Below are 21,464 nucleotides of genomic sequence, written 5' to 3'. Positions count from 1 at the left end.
ATGAACCTGGAATATGCTGTATTTTAGACCCCCTATAAGTGAGTGCGTCACCCATTTTTAGTTGCGAGATGTCTATTATACAAAAAAATTAATCACCAAGGCTTCGCCCTACAAAAATTTATCTTAAATTTAACCAATCTTGAATTTCTTGCGCTAACCAAGCCGCCTCAACCTCTTTCAAATTTGTTGCTAAAGTATAAAAGTAAGTTCCCCTCTCGTTACCTGAACGAATCCTGATTTGATTTCCCTGATAAGTATTGTATAGAAAAGCACCCAAAATCTCAGAAACTTCCCCCCTTTGTCCTAAATAACTCCAACCAAATATCTGATGTTCCAGTTTAAAGTAGTTCCGGTTAAAGGTAATTTTAGTACCATTGCCCAAAATCTTAAGTAACATACTTGCTACCAGCGGAAAAAATCCTAATCCCATACTGAAATTTACTTGCAAATATGCTAAGACTATCGGCCAAGATAGCAGTAGAGTTAATATTCCTATAAAAGCACCTAAAAAAGGCTTTCTGGCTAAAGTAGACGGAATTTTAATGTTTAACTCCGTTGCTGATTTGCTAACTTGAATGCGACAGTGAGGTGGTTTAGCAATTTTCCAAACAGTCGGAATTGGAAGATTAGCCCCTTGTATTTTTCCCGATTTCAAAGCTGCTAAAGCCTCTCTAGACTTGCTGAAACGCTTTTCTAAGGCGATTTCCGTCATCTTCTCAATCCAGCTTACCAAAGTGGGGTTCACACTCACGCGATCGCTAAACTGAATCCGAGAATCTTTCTGGGGCAAATCCGCAGGAGTCATCCCCGTTAACAAATGAATTAAAGTAGCTCCCAAAGCATACAAATCCGAAGCCGCCACCGCCCGCCCCCAAAACTGTTCTAAGGGTGCATAGCCACTCGTTCCTACCACTGTAAACGTTACACCTGTGACGGCCGCTTGAGCTTGTACCGCCCCAAAATCTACTAGATAAACGTGCTGATCTTCCCCCCAAATTAAATTACTCGGCTTAATATCTCGGTGCAAAACCGGGGGGCTTAATTCATGCAAATAAATTAAAATTTTCAGCACTTCAGTGGCAATTTTTCGTACTTGTTTTTCTGAAAATTTTTTGCCTTTTTCTAACAATTCCTGAAGTGAAAATCCCGGAATATAATCTTGCACTAAGCCAAACCAAGGCAATCCTGCTCCGGCTTCCCGCTCTAGGGAAAAATAATCTCGATAGCAAGGAATGCGGGGATGATTTAGCGCCTGCAAAACTTGTGCTTCTCTTTCAAAAAGCTTGAGTTCTTCCCACTGCATTTCCGGGCTAAAAGCTAACATTTTCAGCGTCACCTGTTCTTGAGACTCTAAATCCACTGCTAGCCAAGTTTGATGACCGGCCGCTGTGCGTCCTAAACGCTGTTGCAATTGATAACGTTCTTGTAAAATTTTTCCTGTATCTAACACAGCATTGCCCTCCTGTTTTGACTTCTACAAAATGGCCTTACCTATTAAATTAATGACGGGTCTCCTACCCAGCTTATTTTTACTCATAATTGTTAAATCACAGGGTCGGAGATTAACTATTTTGGTGACAGCCTTAAATTGCTACTAGAAGTAATTACCCGTGCATTTCTCCATTCGGCATAATTGTACCGCGCCACTGAGCACCTGATAAATTAGCAGTGCTCAAATCTGCCCTAATCAAACTTGTGCGGTGCAAAATTGCCTCCCGCAAATCAGTTCTAGCCAGATAAGCATCAGTCAGATTAGCTTCACTCAAATTTGCCTGATTAAAATTAGCTCGACTCAAATCAGCCCGCACCAAATTAGCTCGACTCAAGTCAGCCATGATTAAATTAGCATTGCTCAACTTAACATCAGTCATAAATGCACCCCGCAAGTTAGCGCCAGCCAATTCAGCATCAATTAACACAGCTCTTTCCAACTTAGCATTTGCCATTACAGCCCAGGAAAAATTTGTTTCTACCAAAGTTGCTTCAGTCAAAAATACGCCATCTAAAATAGCTTCGCTCAAATTTGCCTGAGTCAGATTTGCTTCCCCCAGAGATGCTTCTGTCAAATTCGCGTGGCTGAGATTAGCTTTAGTCAAATCTGCACCTTGCAAATTGACGCCCCGCAAATCTGCACCTTGCAAATTTGCACCCCGCAAATTTGCACCCTCAAAAATCCGCGGCTCCTTCCGCAAATTTGCACCCCGCAAGCACGCACCGCGCAAATCTGCACCTTGCAAATTCACACCTCGCATATCTGCATCGCTCAAATTTGCATCGATAAAAACTGCCAAAGAGATATTGGCTCTGCGAAAGTCTGCACCTTGCAAAGTCGCTCCGTGGAAGTCTGCATCGGACAAATTTGCTCCGCTCAAGTTGGCCTGATTTAAGTTAGCACCGCACAACTTTGCATTAGTTAAATTTGCGCGCTGAAGGTTAATTCGGCTCAGGTACGACATCGCTAAGTTTGCACCCCAGAGGTCAGCACTGCTTAAATTGACGCCAATTAAATCAGCACCGCTCAGGTATACGCCTCGGAGATTCATACCTTGAAAATCTAGTTCTCCTGATGTATATCGCCTTAAAATTTCGCTGGCATTCATATTTGTTTTTGTTGTTAATTAGGTACAATCTGCTATTTCTAGACTGCTTAAATTTCTGTTCGCGCAGGCGGACTTAGTTTTTGTAGCCCCAGACTTGAGTCTGAGGAATTTGATGAAATTTCTTGAATTTCAGTTGACGCAGGCCGACTTAGTTTGTGTAGCCTCAGACTTTAGTCGGGGCATTTAATGAGTTTGATTGACAAATTCTTGAGTCCAAAAGACTGTTTTGCTACCTAACTGTCGCCCGTGAATTTTCACATGAGTAAGATATTTGGATTTTAAAGTACACAGTTTTTTGTGAATGTATGTAGCTGTAGCCTGTTGGTTGGGTACTTCAGCCGACTCCAGAATAACATGGAGCCAACCGTCTTTAAATCCCGCTGTAGCAGCAATTCCTTTAGGCTGTAGCAATTGATTAATCAATTGGGCGATCGCCTTTGGTTTGCCTTGCTTTGCCATTTCCAAAAGCTGATACTGATTTGCTTTATGGCTAGAGTTTTCCTGCGGTATGTCTAAAATATTGTCATCCAGGTCTTCGGTGATTTCAGAAGGATATTTACCGCTTTCTTTTGACTCCAGTTCGATCAAAATTTCCAGCAATTTATCGGTAAACTTCTGAACTTTTCCTACATACTCTCTGAGATTTTTATATTTCCAGTACAAACGCTCCTCTGGACTTCCCGTAGAAAATTTTCCGTTCAAAGCAGCTTCTAACTTGGTGAATATATTTTCTATTTGCGCCGTTGCGGAGTTAGCACTTTGACTGACTAATTCTGTCATTTCTTCTTCCAATTCCAACTTGCGTTTGATGGAATCGCTAATATTTATAATAACAGGAGCCGCAGGTTCTAAAGTTTCGATAATAGTCGCCATTTCTGCAACTGGGAATGTTTCTACCATTTCATGTCTGAAATCGGTAGCATAATTATTGCTGGTTTCGGCTTCTTTAAACTGTACATTTTCTGCCGTGTCCGGGACTAAGTAACTCTTTTGGGGGTCATAATGATAGTGAGCAGGAGCAGCTTGAAGGATGTGAGTAATCTCGCCTGGATCAAAATAATCGGTGCGCCTGTCCACCAGCTTGCTCTCTTCATAAACACTGTTGTTTAAATGCGTCTGATCGTAATCTTCGCTAGCCGAAGATTCGGCTTCATCCGGTTCTTCCTGTTGCATTTTTGCGTAACAAGGATTCATCGCTTTGATGATTACGCTCGCAGCTTGGTCGTTTTCATCTCGGTTGTCAAGATTGCTAGCAGTTGTGTACAATCGAGATTCGAGTTCGGCTAGGCTGCCACAGACATTAAACAGTTGTCGCAGTAGATTGTCAAGTTCTTGAGTTTTCAGCAGTAGCCAGTCGCGATCGCTAAAAGTAAACTGGTGATAAAGAGTAGAAAAAATTAGGATTTTCGCCCTCAGCGGATTTGTTTGCTGCAAAATTTTTTGTCGGACATCAAATAATTTGCCGGGGTTCCTTGCACTTTCTTCGCTGCTGCTGGGTATTTCCGAACTAAAGTGATCTTCAAATGCGGGAGCTTCCTGACCGCCAAAACTAGATATGTTTATTTCTAATTTGGTGAAATCTTCAAATTCATACAGCCTGCTAAGTTGACAGACTATGAGGTCTGCTACTAAAGCATACTCGGTTTTTTTATTAACCTTAGAGACTATACTATTTAAAACTGATTCAATATCTTCTAACCTGCTGTACTTGGCGCACAGCTCTTCAATTAAAATCCTTACATCTGCGCTGGCGAGTTGGGCGGGGTCGTTTTCCCAGGACTCTTTACAAGCAAAAAATATTATTTTTTTAATGCGCGAGAGATTCACGTCTTGTTCTAATTCGCGAACAACTTCATCTAAAATAGATAAAGCTTTCATAGTTTTCCTCCCATAAAAATACCCTGTCAACACTCAGCAAGAAATAATACAATTATACCACATTTGATAAATGCAAGACTTTGATGCGATCGTAATTGGCAGCGGTATTGGCGGCTTAGTCGCAGGCTCGATGCTAGCTCGTTACGGCAAGCGGGTGCTCGTCTGCGAGAGCCACACAATAGCGGGCGGGGCAGCTCACAGCTTTTCGCGCCGGGGATTTCACTTTGATTCGGGGCCTTCTTTTTATTGCGGTTTGACTGACCCCCGGTCGTTCAATCCTTTGCGGCAAGTTTTTGATGTTTTGGAGGAATCGATCGCAGCAATTTCCTACGATCCCCTGGGGCATTACCATTTTCCCGAGGGAAGTTTACCGATTTATGCTGATGCGAGAAGTTACTTAGATGCTGTAGCTAAGTTCGCACCGCAAGGTGCTGTAGAATTGCAGCAATTTCAACAAAATTTATTAGTTTTGTATGAAGCTTTGCGTGGAATTCCGGCTTTAGCGCTGAGATCCGACTGGCAGTTAATACCTGTTTTGCTGTCTCGGTACTCGCCTGCTTTGCTGAAGCTGTTGCCGCTAGTAGGTGCGATCGCGGGTTCAGCCGGTTCCTTGATGGATCGGGATGTGCGCGACCCTTGGGTGCGGCGTTTGATCGACTTGGAGTGCTTTTTGCTGTCGGGTTTGAAAGCGCACGGAACTGTCGCGCCGGAAATAGCTTTTATGATTGGCGAACGATCGCGCTGTGCGATCGAATATCCTGTAGGTGGCAGCGGTGCGATCGTCGATGCTTTAGTGAGAGGTTTGCAGCGCTGGGGAGGAAAATTGCGCCTGGGATCTCCCGTCGAGCAAATATTAGTTGAAGCGGGCAAAACAACCGGCGTTCGCTTGAAAAATGGCGAAGTTATCCGCACCCCAATTGTCATTTCAAATGCCACAATCTGGGATACTTATACAACATTACTGCGGCCTGAAGATTTGCCGGAAAGCTACCGAAAAAACGCTTTGTCGATGCCAGCAGTAGAGAGTTTCATGCACCTGCATTTAGGAATTAAAGCCGAAGGACTCGAAGGTTTGACTGGCCACCACGTCGTCGTTCACGACAGCAAGATTGACATTACAGTACCCGGAAATACTTGCATGATTTCGATTCCTACAGTGTGGGATGCAACTCTGGCGCCGCCCGGACATCACGCCGTTCATGCTTATACATTGGAACCTTACGAAGGTTGGGAATATGGCGAATTGTATCTGCAGAAAAAGCAAGAGCGATCGCAATCTCTGTTTCAAGCTTTAGAAAAAATTATACCCGATTTGCGATCGCGAATAGTCTTAGAGTCGATCGGCACACCGCTAACCCACGCCCGATTTTTGCGCCGATATCAAGGAACTTACGGGCCTGCAATTGCCGCCGGAAAAGGCTCATTTCCCGGGCCGCAAACACCAGTCAAAGGCTTGTATCGGGTGGGAGACAGCACCATGCCGGGAATTGGCGTCCCCGCCGTCGCAGCATCGGGTATTTTGTGCGCGAATACTTTGGTAAATTCGGATATTACAGCACAATTTTTGTAAGCGAAGGAAGAAGGAAGAAGGAAGAAGGAAGAAGGAAGAAGGAAGAAGGAAGAAGGAAGAAGTAAGAAGGAAGAAGGAAGAAGGGAAATTAACTGGTTCCCTGCCTCTGGCGGGGAACCGAGATCCAGAGGCTCTGCCTCGCTGGCAAAAAAACAGGAGGCAAAGCAATAGTGAAATGCGTTCCCAGCCAGAGCCAGGGAACGAGGAAAAAACTACTTTTTACCAAATCTGCCTGCTGCCAAAACTGATTATCCACCAGCGGCAAAAGCGCCCAGAATTGCGATCGACAAAGCCAAACCGGGCAACAGCAGCAATCCTAACATCAAAGCATCGTGTCCGCTCATCACTTTCTCCTAATATTGACCTTTGACATTATACTCTATAAACTGCCATCTTGCCTCGGCCTTAATAATTAAAACCGGCATAGAGATTCAGGATTGACAGGGCAAATTTTATTAACAATCGGATTCCCGCGCAAGTCCAGGCTAGTTAACTTTTGCAAAGATTGCAAAGAACTGATATCAGAGATTTGATTGTTGTACAAGTCTAGTAAAAATAAATTATTTAAAGCTTGTAGCGCGCTGGTATCCGAAATCGGGTTGTTGAACAGATACAGTTGAGTCAAATTAGTTAACGATTTCAGCGGACTGATGTCTGATATTTGATTGTTACCGAGGTTTAGTTCAATTAAATTAGTGAGGGAGGCCAAAGGACTAATATCTGATATTTTATTTTGGAATAAAACCAATTTATTTAAGTTAGTTAGAGAACCCAGCGGAGTAAGGTCAGATATTTCATTTCCGAAGAGAAACAGCGTATTGAGATTTTTTAAGGAAGCCAGCGGCGTGATATCTGATATTTTATTATTGTAAAGGTAGAGTGTCTGGAGTTCAGTTAAATTTTCCAGAGGAGCGATATCTGAAATTTGATTGTTGTAGAGAATCAGCGCATTTAAGTTAGTTAAGTTTTTCAGCGGAGTGATGTCGGAAATTTTGTTGTCAAACAAGACAAGTGCGGTAAGATTAGTTAGATTTGCTAGGGAACTGATATCGGAGATTTGATTGGTATCGAGAACAAGTTGACTCAGATTTATTAGAGATGAAAGCGGGCTGATATCTGAGATTTGATTAACATCCATAATCAAAGTTTTCAGATTGGTTAAAGATTGCAGGGAAGCGAGGTCAGATATTCGATTGCTGCCGAGGATTAGATTAGTAAGTTTAGTGAAAGATGAGAGGGGAGTGATATCGGTAATTTGAAGATTTTTGAGGTTAAGTTCTGTTGTATTAGAAAGCAGTGCGTTGGCTCGATCGCACTCGGAAGTGTCTGAGATTTGCAACAGTATTTCTACCGTATGTTTAGCATCAAGCGAGAGATTCTCTTTTTGCTGGCACCAATCGGGAAAGTTATTATAAGTTGTCATGGGCTGTGCTGCCTTAATCGATTTTAGATTCGAGATTTTAAATTTTAGATAAGTATAGCAATTCTATTTCATTTGTGAATGACATTTTTTTCGGCTTTTGAGAAATTTCGGCAAAAATTGTGTAAAGTAATCTTAAGATGCTTAATTGAATTGCATTCGTAGGAGCCAAGAGCCAACTATGACACCAGAACTAATTTTTAATGTCGGTAATCTGTTCGTTGTGCCTTTCTGGGCAATTATGATTTTATTACCAAACTGGGGAATTACCCGAAAAGTGATGAATTCCTTTATTCCGTTTGCAGTGCTAGCCGTTTTGTACATATATTTGTTTGGTAGCAGTCTGACTGCGGAAAATGCGGCTGCTTTGTCCAATCCCAAACTAGCAGATATTGCTAAGTTTCTGGGTGAGGAAACGGCGGCGGCTACGGGATGGATACATTTTTTAGTGATGGACTTGTTTGTCGGGCGCTGGATTTATTTGGAAGGACAGCGGACAGGAGTTTGGACGGTTCATTCTTTGGCTTTGTGTTTTTTTGCTGGGCCGATGGGATTGCTTTCTCATATTGTAACTGCTTGGATTACTCAAAGGTTTTTCCCGAGTTCTGAGGCGGCGGAAACGGTTACTTCATCGGTTTAGGCACAGGGTTTTTAATACCTTGGATGTTATATCGCATCCGGTTGCATCGGAATGATTAAACCGCGAAGGCGCAAAGGACACGAAGGAAGAGAAAGAAGAAGGTGCAGTTCTTCCTTCGTGCTCTTTGCGTCTTCGCGGTTCATTTAATCTTACTCCATAACAGAACTCGATCTAATACAAACGGGGTTGATATCAATCATCCACTCTTGGACGCAGAACCTAATTATGTAGCGTGCACCTGAAGCACTTTACCGCTAGAAGTTGGGTAGGGGCAGGTTTATAAGTACCTAGTATGTGAATTGCAGATAGGGGTGAACTCGCCCGTACAGAATTTTAAGAATTGGCTAGGGGCAGCACTAAACGAGCCACAATTAAATTGTTTTCTAACATTTCTATAGAAAAGTTTCCCCCCATTAAGCGTACCGCTCGCTGATAAACTAAAAGATTTTGCACGATCGACCTATTGGAAGTAGAAACGGCTAATATGTCCGGCCCGGAACCGCTGTTGAAGGCAGCAATTAAGTGTCGATCGCACGCGCCGCTATCGCTCACAGACAATTCTAGCCAATCTTCTCCCAACAACTGAGAGCGAATCTCAATCTTGGCGCCAACAGCAGAGCGCCTGCAAGCCGCCGCCAGCAATTCGCACAGTATCAAATCCAGCTTGATGCTGTCGCCGCGAACGCTCAAAGTCTGACCAGCAGGCATCGACACAGCAATTTCTCTGTGCACTTCCAGCAAGACTTGCGACTGTTTGACCAGGGAGGCCGTTCGATCGAGCGATCGCCTCAGCCAAGCGCTCACAGGCACCGCATCTTGTCCGAATTGCAGCCGCCACTGTTCCTGTTTCAGCAGCAGATGAGTTGACCCCAAAGCATTGCCAATTTGCCGCAAAACCTGTTGGTAGCGCAAAATTTTCAGAGCATCCTTTTGCTCCTTCGCCGACTGCAAAATCGACTGACTCAACTCCCCCAACTCCTTCACCCCCGCTCCCACAGTGCGGTAAAACTCCTCAAAACGGCGCTGTTTGTACCAGTTGAGCAGCTCCAGATCCAATCGCTGCGACTCGCTTGCCGATTGCACCGCCAAATACCTGTGCCACCAAGCCAACTGAGACGCCATCGAGCTGAGTAAACTCACCGACAACTCCGACCACTGGCGGCCCGGAGCGTCCGCAGCCACCACAATGCCCGCCGCAGCGTGTTCTGGGGCAGTCCGCAGCGCCACCGTCAGAATCTCGCCAATTCCCGGACTGCGGAGCCACCGCTTCGTCGCCAGCGGCAGTTGGCTCGTGCTCTGTTGCAGCACGCCCGCTTCTGCCAGGGTTTGTTGGATCAAGGCATCTGTTTTGACAGGAATCACCGCCTCGGGATTGAGGGCAAATACGGGATTGGCAGCTACCGTCGCCACGATGGAACCTTCCTCCTGACCCGGATTCCAAGTAATTAGGGCGACTAAAGGACAGGAAAGTGTCTGGGAAACGTGTTGAGCAAAGTTACGATCGAGCTTTTGTAGCGGCAACTCTGGGAACATCGTCGGTGAAGCAGCAGATATCTCTTGCTCAGATTGCTCATCAGGAGAATGGTGCAAAACCGCCAAACCCGATTTGAGCAATCGTTCAAATTGCTGATATTTGTCGATTTCCGCACTCTGCTGCCAGGAGTGCAGGATCAATCCTAGCTGTTGGCCCACTAGCCGAACTAATTCTTGCTCAGATCGCCTCCAAGTGCGAGTTGCATTGTGTCCGACAACCAGCAAACCCTCGATCGATTTTCGATTGGGGATTTTCGATTTTAGATTGGGGTTTTCTCCCTCTTTCTTTTTCCCCCTCGTGGTCGATGCCAAAAGCGATCGCACCCCCGCCTCCCCCAACACTTCCCGCCAAGCGCTCAACCGCCCGTCTTCCTCCCAATTTTCAATAGCCACAGGTTCGCTTTCTTGCAACAGCCCCACGTCAGCCACATCGAGGGCGTTGAGCGGCGACGGCACTGATCTGCGGTTGCGGGGCAGATTTTGGCAGACAATTTCAAAGCGATTTTGTTCTTCGCCGTACAGCAGTAGCAAAAAGTATTCGCATTTGAGCCGCTCGCACAACTGTTCGGCGGTATTTTTCAAAGTCGCCTCCCAGTCAGCATCGCTGTAGATGGCGCGAGCTATTCCCGCAGTTAAATCTCGATCGATCTCAATTTGCTGAATTTTCTCCTCCATCTCCGACACAGGAGCCGTCAGAGCCACTAACTGCGCCACTCCCTGCAGGTAATGCTTTTCATTGTCTTGCCAAATCCGGGGCTCGCCGGCTTCGACTGCCAAAAATCCCAACAATTCCCCTTCTGAAACAATCGGCGCAGCCAACAGAGAGCGAGCGCGGATTTGCTGCATCAACCGCCCCGTCAGCTCAGTTTTCAGAGAACTTTGAGATTCACCGATCCAAACCATTTCTTCCCTGCCCAAAGCCTGATAAAATTCGCCCAAGTCTTGAACGGTGATGCCCGAAGCCGCTCGGCTCGGCCCGCCCAAACCCGGAGCAACTTCGCGGTTGCTGACTCGGCGCCAAAAATAGCGCCGCTCTCGCTCGAACCAATAAACATTGGTGCGCGTCGGCTCGATAAATTCATGAGTTTGTTCGACCACCGCTTGCAAGTATTGGTCGAGAGATCGCAGTTCCCCCAACTGCGAAATCAGCGCTAAAAGAGACTCGTCTGGGTGTTTAACTTGTTGTCGCTGCCAGTCTTTTTCTATTTGGTAAAGAGCAGTTGCCAGCGCTCCAAATACGATCGCCAACTGCGTTTTTTCCCCGGACTTTGGCGACGCTCCCCACACGTCTGTGCCGAGCAAAATCACGCCGTAGCAGCGGTCTTTGTAGCGGAGCGGAAACAGAGTCGTGCCTTGAATATTGAAAGTTTGAGCTGCTTTGCGCCATTCTCCGGCTCTACTTTCCGATCGCAAATCCGGAACTCCCACCGGCCGGAGCTGAATCACCACTTGTTCCAGCAAATCCCCCGGACTCAGAGCAAACCGCTGTTTGAGAAAAGACAGGTCGCCGTTAGGAGTTATGCCGCCTTTGCCGAACAATCTGTGGGCCTGTCGATCGTACAACCCGATCCAAATCAACGGCCAGTCAAATTCGGTTTGCAAGTAACCGAGTGTGGTCGAAAGTAGCACTTCAACATTCTCCTCTTCTCGCAGAGTCTGGAGAACGCGCTCTAGGGTCGCGATTTGTTCGTCTAAATCCTTTGGTCTTTGCTGCTGCCCCATTTCCAAGCTTCCCCGCACCTTTGTCTAATTTAAAATTACTAACTTAAAAATTCAAAAAAATAAAATACAAAAGAATCAACTTATAATATAATCGTCTCACTTATCCCTCAATCTAAAACATTGGATAAAGTCGATCGAAGTTGAAGTAAAAAATTCGCCTTCACTGTCTGCTCCTGAATATTTTTATTTCCCTTCTCATTTCTAATTTGTAAATTGCCCCAGTACAAATCATTGGATATTTATCAATCAAGTGTACGCCCGCTGTTGTTTTCCGTATTGAAAACCGATGCCGAGTGGCTGCACAACCGCACTCTCCAAGTTCTCGAACTCGCAGCCAGAACCCAGTCAAACCCCGCAACCAGCCAAATGCTCTGGCGATTGCAGAAATCTTTGGGAGTTCAAGATTCTCGCCTCGAACAATCTTTGTGGGGACTGAGCTTTAACAATCCTGTCGGCTTAGCCGCCGGATTTGATAAAAACGGCGTAGCTGCCGATATTTGGGCAAATTTTGGCTTTGGCTTTGCCGAACTCGGCACTGTCACTTGTCAACCACAGCCGGGAAACCCCCAACCTCGCTTGTTTCGATTGACTCAGGACAGTGCAGCCCTCAACCGCATGGGATTTAACAATCAAGGAGCCGCGGCAATGGCAGCCCGGTTTCAGGCAGCACAGAAACAGTCAAAATTCGATGCCTCGCGCCCCATGCCTCAGTCTCGGTTCCCCTTGGGCATCAATCTCGGTAAATCTAAGGTAACACCGTTAGAGCAAGCCGCAGCCGACTATTTGGAGAGTTTTAAGCTGCTGAAAGATTGGGGCGACTATTTTGTAGTGAACGTTTCCTCTCCGAATACGCCTGGGTTGCGATCGCTCCAAGATGCTGCTGGGCTTAGCACAATTTTGGAAATTTTGCAACAAGAAAATCAGGGAATCAAGCCAATTTTAGTCAAGATTGCGCCGGATTTGGAGTCGGAGGCGATCGTATCAATCCTCGACTTAGCAAAAACCTACCAACTAGCAGGAATTATCGCCACAAATACCACCATCCGCCGCGATGGATTGAAAACACAAATATTGCCAGAAACAGGCAAACCAATCGCCGAAGAAGCCGGGGGAATTAGCGGGATTCCAGTGCGGGAGCGATCGACAGAAGTAATCCGATTTATCTGGCAATATACAAAAGGCGAATTACCCATAATTGGAGTTGGCGGCATTTTCACCGCCGAAGATGCTTGGGAAAAAATAGCCGCCGGTGCGAGTTTAATTCAAGTCTACACTGGTTGGGTTTACGAAGGGCCTTGGATGGTGCGCCGGATTCTACAAGGGTTGTTGCAAAAGTTAGAAGAACGCGGATTTAGTTCTATTTCTGAGGCAGTAGGTTCGGACAATCAATAGACATAGGAGTGGAAAGCAAGTCTTGGGCAGGTATCCTGCCTGCCCCACAAGAATCGTTGAAGAAGTCTCATAAATTCTGGCCGCAGGATTTACGCACCGACTCTAACGAGTTATTAACCTTCTTATGTCACTTGAGGCAGAACAAAAATAGAAATCCGGGTAAAACAGGAATATAAAAATTGAGCCAGTCAGCCTATAAACGATAGATTGAAGTTTAGCAAATTTTAAAGATAATTGAGGAATAGGAAAGAGTGTAAGCCCCGGCTGAATTAAGTTCAATATGGTAAAAGGTTGAAGTATGATACGAAGATTGTTCCAAATATTCTTCCAGCCCTTACCCCTCCCCCTCCTTCAACCCGTCCTCTAGCAGCATCCGCACAATATCGAGTTTCTTGCGCCCCGTCCTGGCTGCCAGCATCGACAGCTTGCGGTGCTCTCCCGACGGACATATCCACCGTAAACCTGACCGTTACTTCTTTGTAGGGTGCTTGGAGTCGGTGAGTCAGACTGCTCTCTTGGGATGGAGCGGGGACTGGTTCTGCTGCTGATGCTTTCGGCTGCGGTGCTGTTAGCGCTGGCAGTGCAGCTTCCAGTATTGGTGGTGTTTCCGTTATAAGTGATTCTGTGGGTGTTGTTCCTAGTGATACAACTTCTGTTGGTGCTTGCACACCTGTTTTTATGTGTGTTAGCTTATTACTTAGAAGAGCATATGTGTCAACGATTACCGTCCGTCCTCGTTGTTTGAGGATGAGGAGTGGTTGAATGCTTCTGAGTCAGGGTCGGTGGTTGTCCCGGTTAAGTCATCCACTCCAGCAAAACGGAAAGCTTCAACAAAATGTACTTGTGAGGGTTTTCCAGTTCCAAGTTTTCGGACGTTAATAACAAATTTATCGACAATCGCTAAAAATCGAGTCTCGCCTAAATTGCGTCTGGTTTCAGTTAGTTTCGACAAGCTGACAATGCCAGCTCCTTTGCAACAGAGATCTTTGGATTTACTGAAGGTTTCCCTAATATTGTAGTCATCTATTGAGGGAGGGCGTTAGCGCGATTGCCCGACTGATGGGGGCTTTGCTGGGATGCGATCGACCACAGGGGGGAAGTTCCGATTAACAAGTTGAGATAGTCTCAACGAAAGCGACCGCTTTGCGAAAAGTTTCGTGCTTTGCATCACACCAGGAAGCAAAGCGAGATCGCTTTCTATCTAGCTACCCTGGCACAACGCAACTATACTTACATCTTGCACCAGTCGAATAATCTCACATTCCATCTGCCCTGCTTGACAACAAAGGTTATAACTCAAAGTTAATTTCTAGCTTCTCTGACAGGGGTGAAACTTCCTAATTGGTGCATTGTCTTACTTAGAGGCACCCAGTATATTTATGAATTTTCCATTCAAAGCACGTTTGAAGAGCCAGAAGAATTCACCAAAAATGGTGATGCCGTTAATTAACCAACATTGGTTGGTGCGGATCGTCCTGCGCTCCATTTCCTACTTCCGCAAAGACTTATGGCTGATCGTCACACTCTTGTTGTTGATCGGAGCATCGGTATTTTTCAACCTTCTCAACGCCTGGCCAATGGCGATTCTAGTCGATACGGTTTTGTCACCAACTCCCAAATCCAACTGGATTCATACGCTGTTTCTTGCTCCGTTCGGTGAAAGCACGCTGAACCGAATTTTCGGAATGGCATTCGTCGCGATGATTATTAGAATCCTGAGCGAGACCGTTTTCATGCTCCGTAGGATGTTGAACTACCGCATCCAGTACAACGGAACCTTGCGGGTTCGCACCGAACTCTACGACAAAATGCAGGCGCTGAGTCTCGGCTGGCACGGCTCCCGATCGCAGGGTGACGCAATCTATCGGTTGAGCTACGACAGCCTCGGCCCCTGGGGGGTAATCGATACGCTTATCGGCTCCACTGCCGCATCGGTGACGCTGACGGCGATGATCTGGATCATGCTCTCGCGCCATGTCCTTCTCACCGTGTTTGCGCTTTCGTTCACTCCGCTTCTAATACTGGCGAATTGGTACTTCGAGGGAAGGATTAGGAGTCGAGCCCTTGAGTCGAAGCAGACCGATGCGGTGATGACCTCAACCATGCAGCAAGCTATAGAGTCGATCGGGCTAATCCAGTCCTTCGGTCGAGAAGCAACCGAGTCGCGGCGCTTCGGGCAGGCAGTGGAACGCAGCGTCAAGGCCTCCATGCGACTCAATTGGCAAGAAAACCTCTATCCGCTAGCGGTTCAGGTAGTCTTCGCCCTGGGAAGCGGGGTAATCTTAGGCTACGGCGGATACCTAGTTTATCGCGACCAGTTCTTGCGTCCGGTGCAGGGCGGCGTAACCATTGGCGATCTGCTCGTATTCATGGCGTACCTGGGGCAGTTCTGGGACCCGATAGGTTGGGTGTTGGGGTTCACTACTAAGATCCAGACGTTTGTAGCTTCATGTGATCGCGTCTTTACGGTCATTGACGAGCCGCCTGCTATAAAAGATGAGCCTGATGCGCGATCGCTTCCCGTCCATCCCCGCACACTAGCACTTGCCGACGTAAGCTTCGAGTACAACTCTGGGCAACCCGTCTTGCGGAACATCAGTGCTAGTATCGAGCCGGGTCAGATGGTGGCGTTTTTGGGTCCTAGCGGAACGGGAAAGAGCACGTTGCTCAATCTTTTGCCGCGCTTCTACGACCCGACATCGGGCAGCGTCCTCCTCGACGGCTTCGACCTCCGCACCCTTAAGATTGCCGATGTTCGCAAGCACATGGCGCTCGTCTCGCAAGGCAGCCCACTATTCCCCGGAACGATCGCAGAGAATATCGCCTACGGTCGCCCGGATGCTCTGCTCTCCGATATTCGGGAAGCGGCAGTCGAATCTGGGGCAGCCGAGTTCATCGAAACCTTGCCGGAGCAGTATGATACTTTAATCGCGGAGGGCGGTCAAAACCTCTCGGGTGGACAGCGACAGCGCCTAGCTATCGCGCGGGCGCTCGTCACTGAGGCTCCAATACTCATCCTCGACGAACCCACGAATGCGCTGGACTTGAAGCACGAGCAGTGGGTACTAGAGACTCTGCAACGTCTACGTCGCAACAGAACCATCATCTTGGTCACGCACCGACTCGAAACTGCCGTAGACTGCGATCTGATTTTTGTGATGCAGTCGGGCGAGATTTTTGAGTCTGGCACTCACGCCGAACTCCTTACCAAACAGGGACTCTACTACCGAATGTTGGGCTACGGTACCGTAAAATCAACAGGACTTACGCACAAACCCTGCATCGAGTAGGGACACAACATGGCGAACTTATTCTGATTCTTTTGCTTCAATCAGCGGGCGTTGACTGCCTGACTGGGAATAGCACTCGCATTAACTGACCCAGCGGCACAGAAGGCTGCTCATGAACCAATATTAAGGAGAGCAAGGCAAATAGCCGCAGGACGGACTATTTCGGAAAAAGTGCAAACGTACTGGAGATTTGGGAAAAGGATGCGATCGCGATCGGCTACGATCCTGGGGGTAAAGAATATAGATGGCTTTTTGGAGGAGCTCAGTCCGATCTCTGGCAATCTTTACCTCCTGTCTATAGACAATGTGCTGTTTGTTATACTGATTTTTGGGAATCTTATTCAGAAGTGCTACCTTTTAAAAGACATCGACCTGTAGGCAAAGAATTGGGAAAAACCAGTCATATTGAAATACTTAATAATACTTTACGGCAGCGAATTTCTCGTTTGGTTCGTACAACCTTGTCTTTCTCAAAAAAACTGCTTGCACCATATTGGGGCAATTTTTAACTTTGTACATCACTATAATTCTTGCATAAGAAAACGATATCATTACTGTGCATGACTACCAAAAAACTATCATGGCAATACCATACCAACATTTTCCTAACCTTAATACTACAATATTTTTATTTTTTTACAAACTTAATCAGTATTACATCTAAAGTAAATCGGCGATCGTAATTTTCAATAATCTTAAAAACTCCCTTGAGCTAAGACGCATCTAATCAAATATTTCCGCTAATTTCAAAGCATTAACTTGAGCTTGAGCTTTCTGCAGCGACTCCTGCCATTCCCTTTCTGGATCGCTATCAGCAACAATCCCCGCACCCACTTGTCCCCAAACAACTCCCCCGGTTGTACCGTCACTTTTTGGTGCATATAAAAGGGTGCGAATCAAAATATTTAAATCCAGGTTGCCGCGCCAGTCCAAATAACCGCAGGAACCGTAAAATAAATTGCGCTTCACGGGTTCCAATTCTTCGATGATTTCCAGACAGCGCACTTTCGGACAGCCTGTAATCGTACCGCCCGGAAATACCCCTCGAATCAAGTCGATCGCGTCGCAATCTCCTCTTAATGTACCGATAACATTACTGACAAGGTGCATCACGTGACTGTAGCGTTCAATCGTCAGAAATTCGTTAACTTTTACTGAACCCCATTCACACACCCTCCCGATATCGTTGCGCTCTAAGTCAACTAACATAATATGTTCGGCTCTTTCTTTGATATTCTCTATTAATTCCTGTGCTAACTGCTCATCTTGAATGTCGGTTAAACCTCGCGCTCTTGTTCCCGCGATCGGTCTAGTATCCACTTTTTTTCCTAATAATTGAACCAGTCTTTCCGGCGAACAACTAACTATCGACCCCCACGGAGTTTGCCAATAACTTGCAAAAGGCGAAGGATTGATCCGTTGCAAAGCGCGGTAAATTGACCAACTACTGCAATCTGTACGGGCTTCAAACCGCAAAGATAAATTAGCCTGAAAAATATCGCCCGCATGAATATACTTCTGAGCTTTTTGCACTATTTCTTTATATTGACTCTGAGAGAGTTGAAAAATAGGAGTAGCGGAATTTGGTTGATAATTTTCCGGTAAATTATTCTCGATTATTTCTCGATCGGTTTGCTCTAATTGATGCTGCATAACATCGAGGTGAGAAGGTTGACTCGCAGCCAACCAGAGAATTTGCGTTTGACTGTCTAAAACCGCAAAAGATTCTGGTTCGTACCAACAGCTAACCGGGAAAGGAAGCGGATCGGTATTGAGTTGGGGCAGGTGTTCGATTTCCCATGCTAAATCATAACCTAGCCATCCCAACCAACCCCCAGTAAAAGGAATTTCCGGCGGTACATTTACTGCTAAATTTTGCTTTTGAGAGTTTAAAAGAGCGCGCAAAAAAGGTAAAATTTCACCGACTGGCGGTGTCCATAGCTGAGATTGACCATCAATTATTCGGGGAGAACCTGCACAAATAGAATATCGTGCCAAGTTAGTAGAAGATGTAACTGGACTTTCTAGCAGAACCGCCATATCGCGGGGGAAACAATCCGATATTGAGCTTGCACTGTCGGCAGTTTGACCGAGAAATAAAATTTGAAAAATTTCAGATCCGCTGCGCTGATTTAGGGGAAGCTTTCGCCAATGCCAAGGTTGTATTTGTTTCATAAGAGATTGCACTATGGTTAACACTTTCAGAACTTACGCTACGAGTCAATTTTGACACTATCTGTAGTAGTAAGGTTCACAGTTCGCACCTACTAAAATCGATTGAAAGCGTTATCTCAGCCATTACTGACAACTTTCCAAACATCTCGGCTTGCTTCTTTTTTGAGACGTATCCAACCCCTAACGGAGTTAATGAGAAATAGAGTTTGGGTACTGTGCAAATCATCTAAGGTAATTAATTCTTCTCTAATTTTTCCCTCCTCTAAAAGTTGAGAACGAAACGTCCCGGGTAATAAACCGCACTTGACGGGAGGTGTGATTAGACCTGCGGGTGTATCGAGCACGATATTGGCGATCGTGGATTCGGTGATAACTCCATCTTGATTCCACAGAAAGACATCCTGATATTCGGGCTGCGACTCCAAAGCCATTGTATAAGGCAATCGGTAAGTTGTCTTGTGGTAAAGAAATGGGTTTTGAGAATCGATCGGTTTGCGGGCAATTCCCACAGATGCACCGATTTTTAAGATACCGCTATCTAGTGTCTGAGCTTGTAATTTTATGTGTCCCTCACAAGATATTGTTAACCGTATTTTGTGTTTGACTGACCCGCAAGTCATACTTAATGCTTGTAAAGCATTGCTTGCTTCTGTTAGCGATAGGGGGAAATTAAAATAATCAGCCGATAGCTCTAATCTTTGAAGATGTCTGTCTAGCAAAAAATAGCCGTTTTTGGGTTCCCATAAAAGTGATTCCAGCAATTCAAATTTTTGCTGTTGTTGAATCATATTTTTTTCAATATAATGTAAATTAGGTAACTTGACAATTTTTCGACCAGCGAAGGTTCCTGTTTTTGTAATTAAATAGGAAGTTAACTTGAATTTATGTTGCCTAAACCCTTTATATTTCAATGGCGCCTTGCCCTCGGGCTGTTAATATTAACCTCAGTGCTCACACCCCTAGCCCTCAACTACTACGTCCGACTTGTTACCCGCAACTACCGCCACAACGATATAGCTAACGTGCCTGCTGAATCCATCGCTATAGTTTTTGGTGCCGGAGTTTGGGAAGATGGCACTCCAACCCCCATGTTAGCCGATCGAGTCCAAGCAGGGGTCGATTTGTACAAAGCGGGGCGAGTCGACAAACTTTTGATGACAGGAGACAATAGCAGCGTCGATTACAACGAAGTCCAAGCAATGCAGGAGTACGCCGAAGCCCAGGGCGTACCGACTAATAATATCATTCTCGATTATGCCGGATTTAGCACCTATGAAAGTTGCTACCGGGCGAAAGAGATTTTTGGCATAACCCAGGCTGTTTTAGTTACCCAAAACTTTCACTTAGCCCGCGCTGTTTATACCTGCCGCCAGTTGGGCGTAGAGGCGATCGGCTTAGGAACGCCGGATTGGGGCAAATTTCGCCAAAATAGCATGATTCGCTACAGTTTCCGCGAATTTCTGGCAGTCCTCAAAGCGCTTTGGGAAGTGCGCGTTACCCGTCCAGAACCGACTTTTTTGGGCCCGTTTGAAGGAATTAAAGAAAAGTTATGAGTGCTCTGTTGAAAACTTTAGTCCTTGCTTTAAGGACTAAAGTCTTCACTAAAAACGGGTTTTATTACAACTAACCGGACATCACGAAAGTCCGGGAGTTGTAAGTTTTGAGTTAAACAAAACTTACAACACAACTCACAAATCATAACTCGCCCGTTGCGGTAGTGTTCCATAACTTACTCGCGTTTGGAAAGCCCCGCCAGCGACCAAGTTAAGCTCACCATCATTAAGCGGCCTAGAGCCTTCAAACGGTCTTCGGCGTTATTTTCAACCGCTTGAGACAGAGTTTCAGACTTAAGATTTATCGACAATTCTTCAGCAGTTTCTGCTGGTTTTTCCAACTGGGGCTGTTCAGAAGATGTCTCAAGGCTGACTTGTGGCTGCTGATTTTTTTCTTCGGTCATTTTCTGAGTCACCTCCTGGAGTTATTGCATACATAACCCTTAATACAAATGTAATTTCTTTGTATCCGGGATTTGGGGAGTCAAGTTTTCCTTACCCGACAATCGCAGTTACCAACTGACTTAAAAGTTGTGATTTCAGTTGTTAGCTATCTTAAATAGCACTTAGCCAATTTTCCTCAGAAAGCCGATTTATTCACGGATAGGTCGTCCTCCACCAATTTTTTGTAAGAAACGGGGTTTGGGAGCCTAAGTCCTGTTAAATTCAAAACTCACGCACTACTACCGATGATGCACATCACTGAAGTGTTATATTTACTTAACAGTAATATTTCCGAGATTCTGATATTGTTAAAGATTAACAATTAATTTCGCTCGGATTTATATCAATCTGCAAGCAACCGTCTGGGAAATATTAACAAACTGAAGGTGTAGAGCTGATGGCAATTTATGTTGATACTGCAATTGTAGCGGAAGCCGCACGGGCGAGCAAGTTCGGATGGATAGCGGGAATTACTACTAATCCGACACTTTTGGCAAAAAGCGAGTTATCTCCTGAGCAAACCCTTAAACAACTGGCACAACTGATTCCTGGGGAAGTGTATTATCAGCTAATGGCATCTGATGTTGATGGCATGGTAGCAGAAGGAAAAGCCGCTTTTGAATTAATTGGACAGCAAACAGTCTTGAAAGTTCCAGCAACGGCGGCTGGTTTCCAAGCAGTCGCGCATTTGTCACCCTCCATTCCTTGCGCGGTGACGGCGATATACAGCGCATCACAAGCAGTTGTCTCAGCAGAAGCTGGGGCAAAATATGCGATCGCCTACGTGAATCGCGCCACCCGACTCCTAGGAGACGGTTTTGCCTTAGTGCGGGATATGGCAAATGTGTTGCACAGAACTAATACTGAGATTTTGGCAGCTAGCATTAAATCGCCGGAAGAAGCGGTAAAGACTTTATTAGCTGGAGCCCATCATTTGACCTTGCCTTTGGATGTATTGCAAGCGATCGCAGTTCACGAATTATCGCAGCAAACAGTTGATGAATTTGCCAACAACGGGCGGGGAATTAGTTATTAGATGTTGCAATAGAGAAAACTTCCTTAATTCTGGAGGAAGTATCATTCGCTCGCTGACTCTATATGAGTTTGGCTATTTTGTCTACTGTTGGTAACATTTGTTGATAAGTATGACTTTTATAAACTCAAGGTTATGAATTTTATGAATTGACTTTGAGAGCTGCTTATTGAATGATGTCAATCAACCGCACGGCATCTCCAAACTTGTAGTC

General features: G+C 45.7%; 15 protein-coding genes and 2 pseudogenes. 7 read left to right on the top strand and 10 right to left on the bottom strand.

Annotated features, from left to right (window positions below):
* Positions 1-118: 118 nt before the first annotated feature.
* The 3 genes from QUB14_RS16070 to QUB14_RS16060 all read right to left on the bottom strand — a co-directional run bounded on the left by QUB14_RS16070 (position 119) and on the right by QUB14_RS16060 (position 4,478).
* Complete coding sequence (locus tag QUB14_RS16070) at positions 119-1,450, bottom strand: serine/threonine-protein kinase (RefSeq protein ID WP_333217916.1); 1,332 nt, start codon at positions 1,448-1,450, stop codon at positions 119-121.
* Between the two features lie 154 nt (positions 1,451-1,604).
* Positions 1,605-2,600: a pentapeptide repeat-containing protein gene (locus tag QUB14_RS16065; RefSeq protein ID WP_333217918.1), complete on the bottom strand. Its 996-nt coding sequence runs from the start codon at positions 2,598-2,600 to the stop codon at positions 1,605-1,607.
* Between the two features lie 183 nt (positions 2,601-2,783).
* Complete coding sequence (locus tag QUB14_RS16060) at positions 2,784-4,478, bottom strand: hypothetical protein (RefSeq protein WP_333217920.1); 1,695 nt, start codon at positions 4,476-4,478, stop codon at positions 2,784-2,786.
* A gap of 70 nt (positions 4,479-4,548) precedes the next feature.
* Here QUB14_RS16060 and QUB14_RS16055 point away from each other — a divergent pair, with 70 nt between their 5' ends.
* Positions 4,549-6,048 (top strand): NAD(P)/FAD-dependent oxidoreductase, encoded by a 1,500-nt coding sequence (locus QUB14_RS16055; protein WP_333217922.1) that lies wholly within the window; start codon positions 4,549-4,551, stop codon positions 6,046-6,048.
* Positions 6,049-6,460: 412 nt separating this feature from the next.
* On the opposite strand, the gene QUB14_RS16050 is transcribed toward QUB14_RS16055, so the two are convergent.
* On the bottom strand, positions 6,461-7,471 hold the full coding sequence (locus QUB14_RS16050; protein ID WP_333217924.1) for a leucine-rich repeat domain-containing protein: 1,011 nt from the start codon (positions 7,469-7,471) through the stop codon (positions 6,461-6,463).
* Positions 7,472-7,649: 178 nt separating this feature from the next.
* Between QUB14_RS16050 and QUB14_RS16045 the strand changes: the two genes are divergently transcribed.
* The gene (locus QUB14_RS16045; protein WP_006635816.1) at positions 7,650-8,108 is read left to right on the top strand and encodes an ABA4-like family protein; all 459 of its coding nucleotides are present in this window, start codon (positions 7,650-7,652) and stop codon (positions 8,106-8,108) included.
* Between the two features lie 333 nt (positions 8,109-8,441).
* Here the strand turns inward: QUB14_RS16045 and QUB14_RS16040 are convergent, their stop codons facing one another.
* Entirely contained in the window at positions 8,442-11,363 is a 2,922-nt protein-coding gene (locus QUB14_RS16040; RefSeq protein ID WP_333217926.1) for a GAF domain-containing protein, read from the bottom strand.
* Between the two features lie 231 nt (positions 11,364-11,594).
* Between QUB14_RS16040 and QUB14_RS16035 the strand changes: the two genes are divergently transcribed.
* Positions 11,595-12,755, top strand: coding sequence for a quinone-dependent dihydroorotate dehydrogenase (locus QUB14_RS16035; RefSeq protein ID WP_333217955.1), 1,161 nt, complete (start codon positions 11,595-11,597; stop codon positions 12,753-12,755).
* A 102-nt stretch (positions 12,756-12,857) separates the two neighbouring features.
* On the opposite strand, the pseudogene QUB14_RS16030 reads toward QUB14_RS16035, so the two are convergent.
* A pseudogene (locus QUB14_RS16030) lies at positions 12,858-13,106 on the bottom strand (hypothetical protein); the annotation flags it as partial.
* Positions 13,031-13,423 (bottom strand): hypothetical protein, encoded by a 393-nt coding sequence (locus QUB14_RS16025; protein WP_333217927.1) that lies wholly within the window; start codon positions 13,421-13,423, stop codon positions 13,031-13,033. The gene QUB14_RS16025 and the pseudogene QUB14_RS16030, both read right to left, overlap by 76 nt.
* 711 nt (positions 13,424-14,134) lie before the next feature.
* Between QUB14_RS16025 and QUB14_RS16020 the strand changes: the two genes are divergently transcribed.
* A complete protein-coding gene (locus QUB14_RS16020) occupies positions 14,135-16,045 on the top strand; it encodes an ABC transporter ATP-binding protein (protein WP_333217928.1) in 1,911 nt (636 codons plus the stop codon).
* A gap of 272 nt (positions 16,046-16,317) precedes the next feature.
* Positions 16,318-16,609: pseudogene (locus QUB14_RS16015) on the top strand (IS1 family transposase); the annotation flags it as partial.
* 159 nt (positions 16,610-16,768) lie between these two features.
* On the opposite strand, the gene QUB14_RS16010 reads toward QUB14_RS16015, so the two are convergent.
* Positions 16,769-18,220: an anthranilate synthase component I gene (locus tag QUB14_RS16010; RefSeq protein WP_333217929.1), complete on the bottom strand. Its 1,452-nt coding sequence runs from the start codon at positions 18,218-18,220 to the stop codon at positions 16,769-16,771.
* 116 nt (positions 18,221-18,336) lie between these two features.
* Positions 18,337-19,008 (bottom strand): aminotransferase class IV, encoded by a 672-nt coding sequence (locus QUB14_RS16005; RefSeq protein WP_333217930.1) that lies wholly within the window; start codon positions 19,006-19,008, stop codon positions 18,337-18,339.
* 96 nt (positions 19,009-19,104) lie between these two features.
* On the opposite strand from QUB14_RS16005, the gene QUB14_RS16000 reads away from it, so the two are divergent.
* Positions 19,105-19,773 carry an ElyC/SanA/YdcF family protein gene (locus tag QUB14_RS16000; protein WP_333217932.1) on the top strand — a complete coding sequence of 223 codons (669 nt, stop codon included), beginning with the start codon at positions 19,105-19,107 and terminating at the stop codon, positions 19,771-19,773.
* A gap of 176 nt (positions 19,774-19,949) precedes the next feature.
* Here the strand turns inward: QUB14_RS16000 and QUB14_RS15995 are convergent, their stop codons facing one another.
* Positions 19,950-20,177 carry a hypothetical protein gene (locus QUB14_RS15995; RefSeq protein ID WP_333217934.1) on the bottom strand — a complete coding sequence of 76 codons (228 nt, stop codon included), beginning with the start codon at positions 20,175-20,177 and terminating at the stop codon, positions 19,950-19,952.
* A 437-nt stretch (positions 20,178-20,614) separates the two neighbouring features.
* On the opposite strand from QUB14_RS15995, the gene QUB14_RS15990 reads away from it, so the two are divergent.
* Entirely contained in the window at positions 20,615-21,253 is a 639-nt protein-coding gene (locus tag QUB14_RS15990) for a transaldolase family protein (RefSeq protein ID WP_333217936.1), read from the top strand.
* Positions 21,254-21,464 lie beyond the last annotated feature (211 nt).

It is taken from the genome of Microcoleus sp. B3-D2 (assembly GCF_036705345.1).
Classification (GTDB): Bacteria; Cyanobacteriota; Cyanobacteriia; order Cyanobacteriales; family Microcoleaceae; genus Microcoleus.
Note: the sequence above shows the minus strand (reverse complement) of the source record. Positions and strands in the feature narration are given on the sequence as shown.

Excerpts from the sequence above, each read along its gene's own strand:
- QUB14_RS16020 (WP_333217928.1), top strand. The coding sequence starts at position 14,135 with ATGAATTTTCCATTCAAAGCACGTTTGAAGAGCCAGAAGAATTCACCA.
- QUB14_RS15990 (WP_333217936.1), top strand. The coding sequence starts at position 20,615 with ATGGCAATTTATGTTGATACTGCAATTGTAGCGGAAGCCGCACGGGCG.
- QUB14_RS15995 (WP_333217934.1), bottom strand. The coding sequence starts at position 20,177 with ATGACCGAAGAAAAAAATCAGCAGCCACAAGTCAGCCTTGAGACATCT.
- QUB14_RS16065 (WP_333217918.1), bottom strand. The coding sequence starts at position 2,600 with ATGAATGCCAGCGAAATTTTAAGGCGATATACATCAGGAGAACTAGAT.
- QUB14_RS16040 (WP_333217926.1), bottom strand. The coding sequence starts at position 11,363 with ATGGGGCAGCAGCAAAGACCAAAGGATTTAGACGAACAAATCGCGACC.
- QUB14_RS16005 (WP_333217930.1), bottom strand. The coding sequence starts at position 19,008 with ATGATTCAACAACAGCAAAAATTTGAATTGCTGGAATCACTTTTATGG.
- QUB14_RS16000 (WP_333217932.1), top strand. The coding sequence starts at position 19,105 with ATGTTGCCTAAACCCTTTATATTTCAATGGCGCCTTGCCCTCGGGCTG.
- QUB14_RS16055 (WP_333217922.1), top strand. The coding sequence starts at position 4,549 with ATGCAAGACTTTGATGCGATCGTAATTGGCAGCGGTATTGGCGGCTTA.
- QUB14_RS16050 (WP_333217924.1), bottom strand. The coding sequence starts at position 7,471 with ATGACAACTTATAATAACTTTCCCGATTGGTGCCAGCAAAAAGAGAAT.
- QUB14_RS16045 (WP_006635816.1), top strand. The coding sequence starts at position 7,650 with ATGACACCAGAACTAATTTTTAATGTCGGTAATCTGTTCGTTGTGCCT.
- QUB14_RS16010 (WP_333217929.1), bottom strand. The coding sequence starts at position 18,220 with ATGAAACAAATACAACCTTGGCATTGGCGAAAGCTTCCCCTAAATCAG.
- QUB14_RS16060 (WP_333217920.1), bottom strand. The coding sequence starts at position 4,478 with ATGAAAGCTTTATCTATTTTAGATGAAGTTGTTCGCGAATTAGAACAA.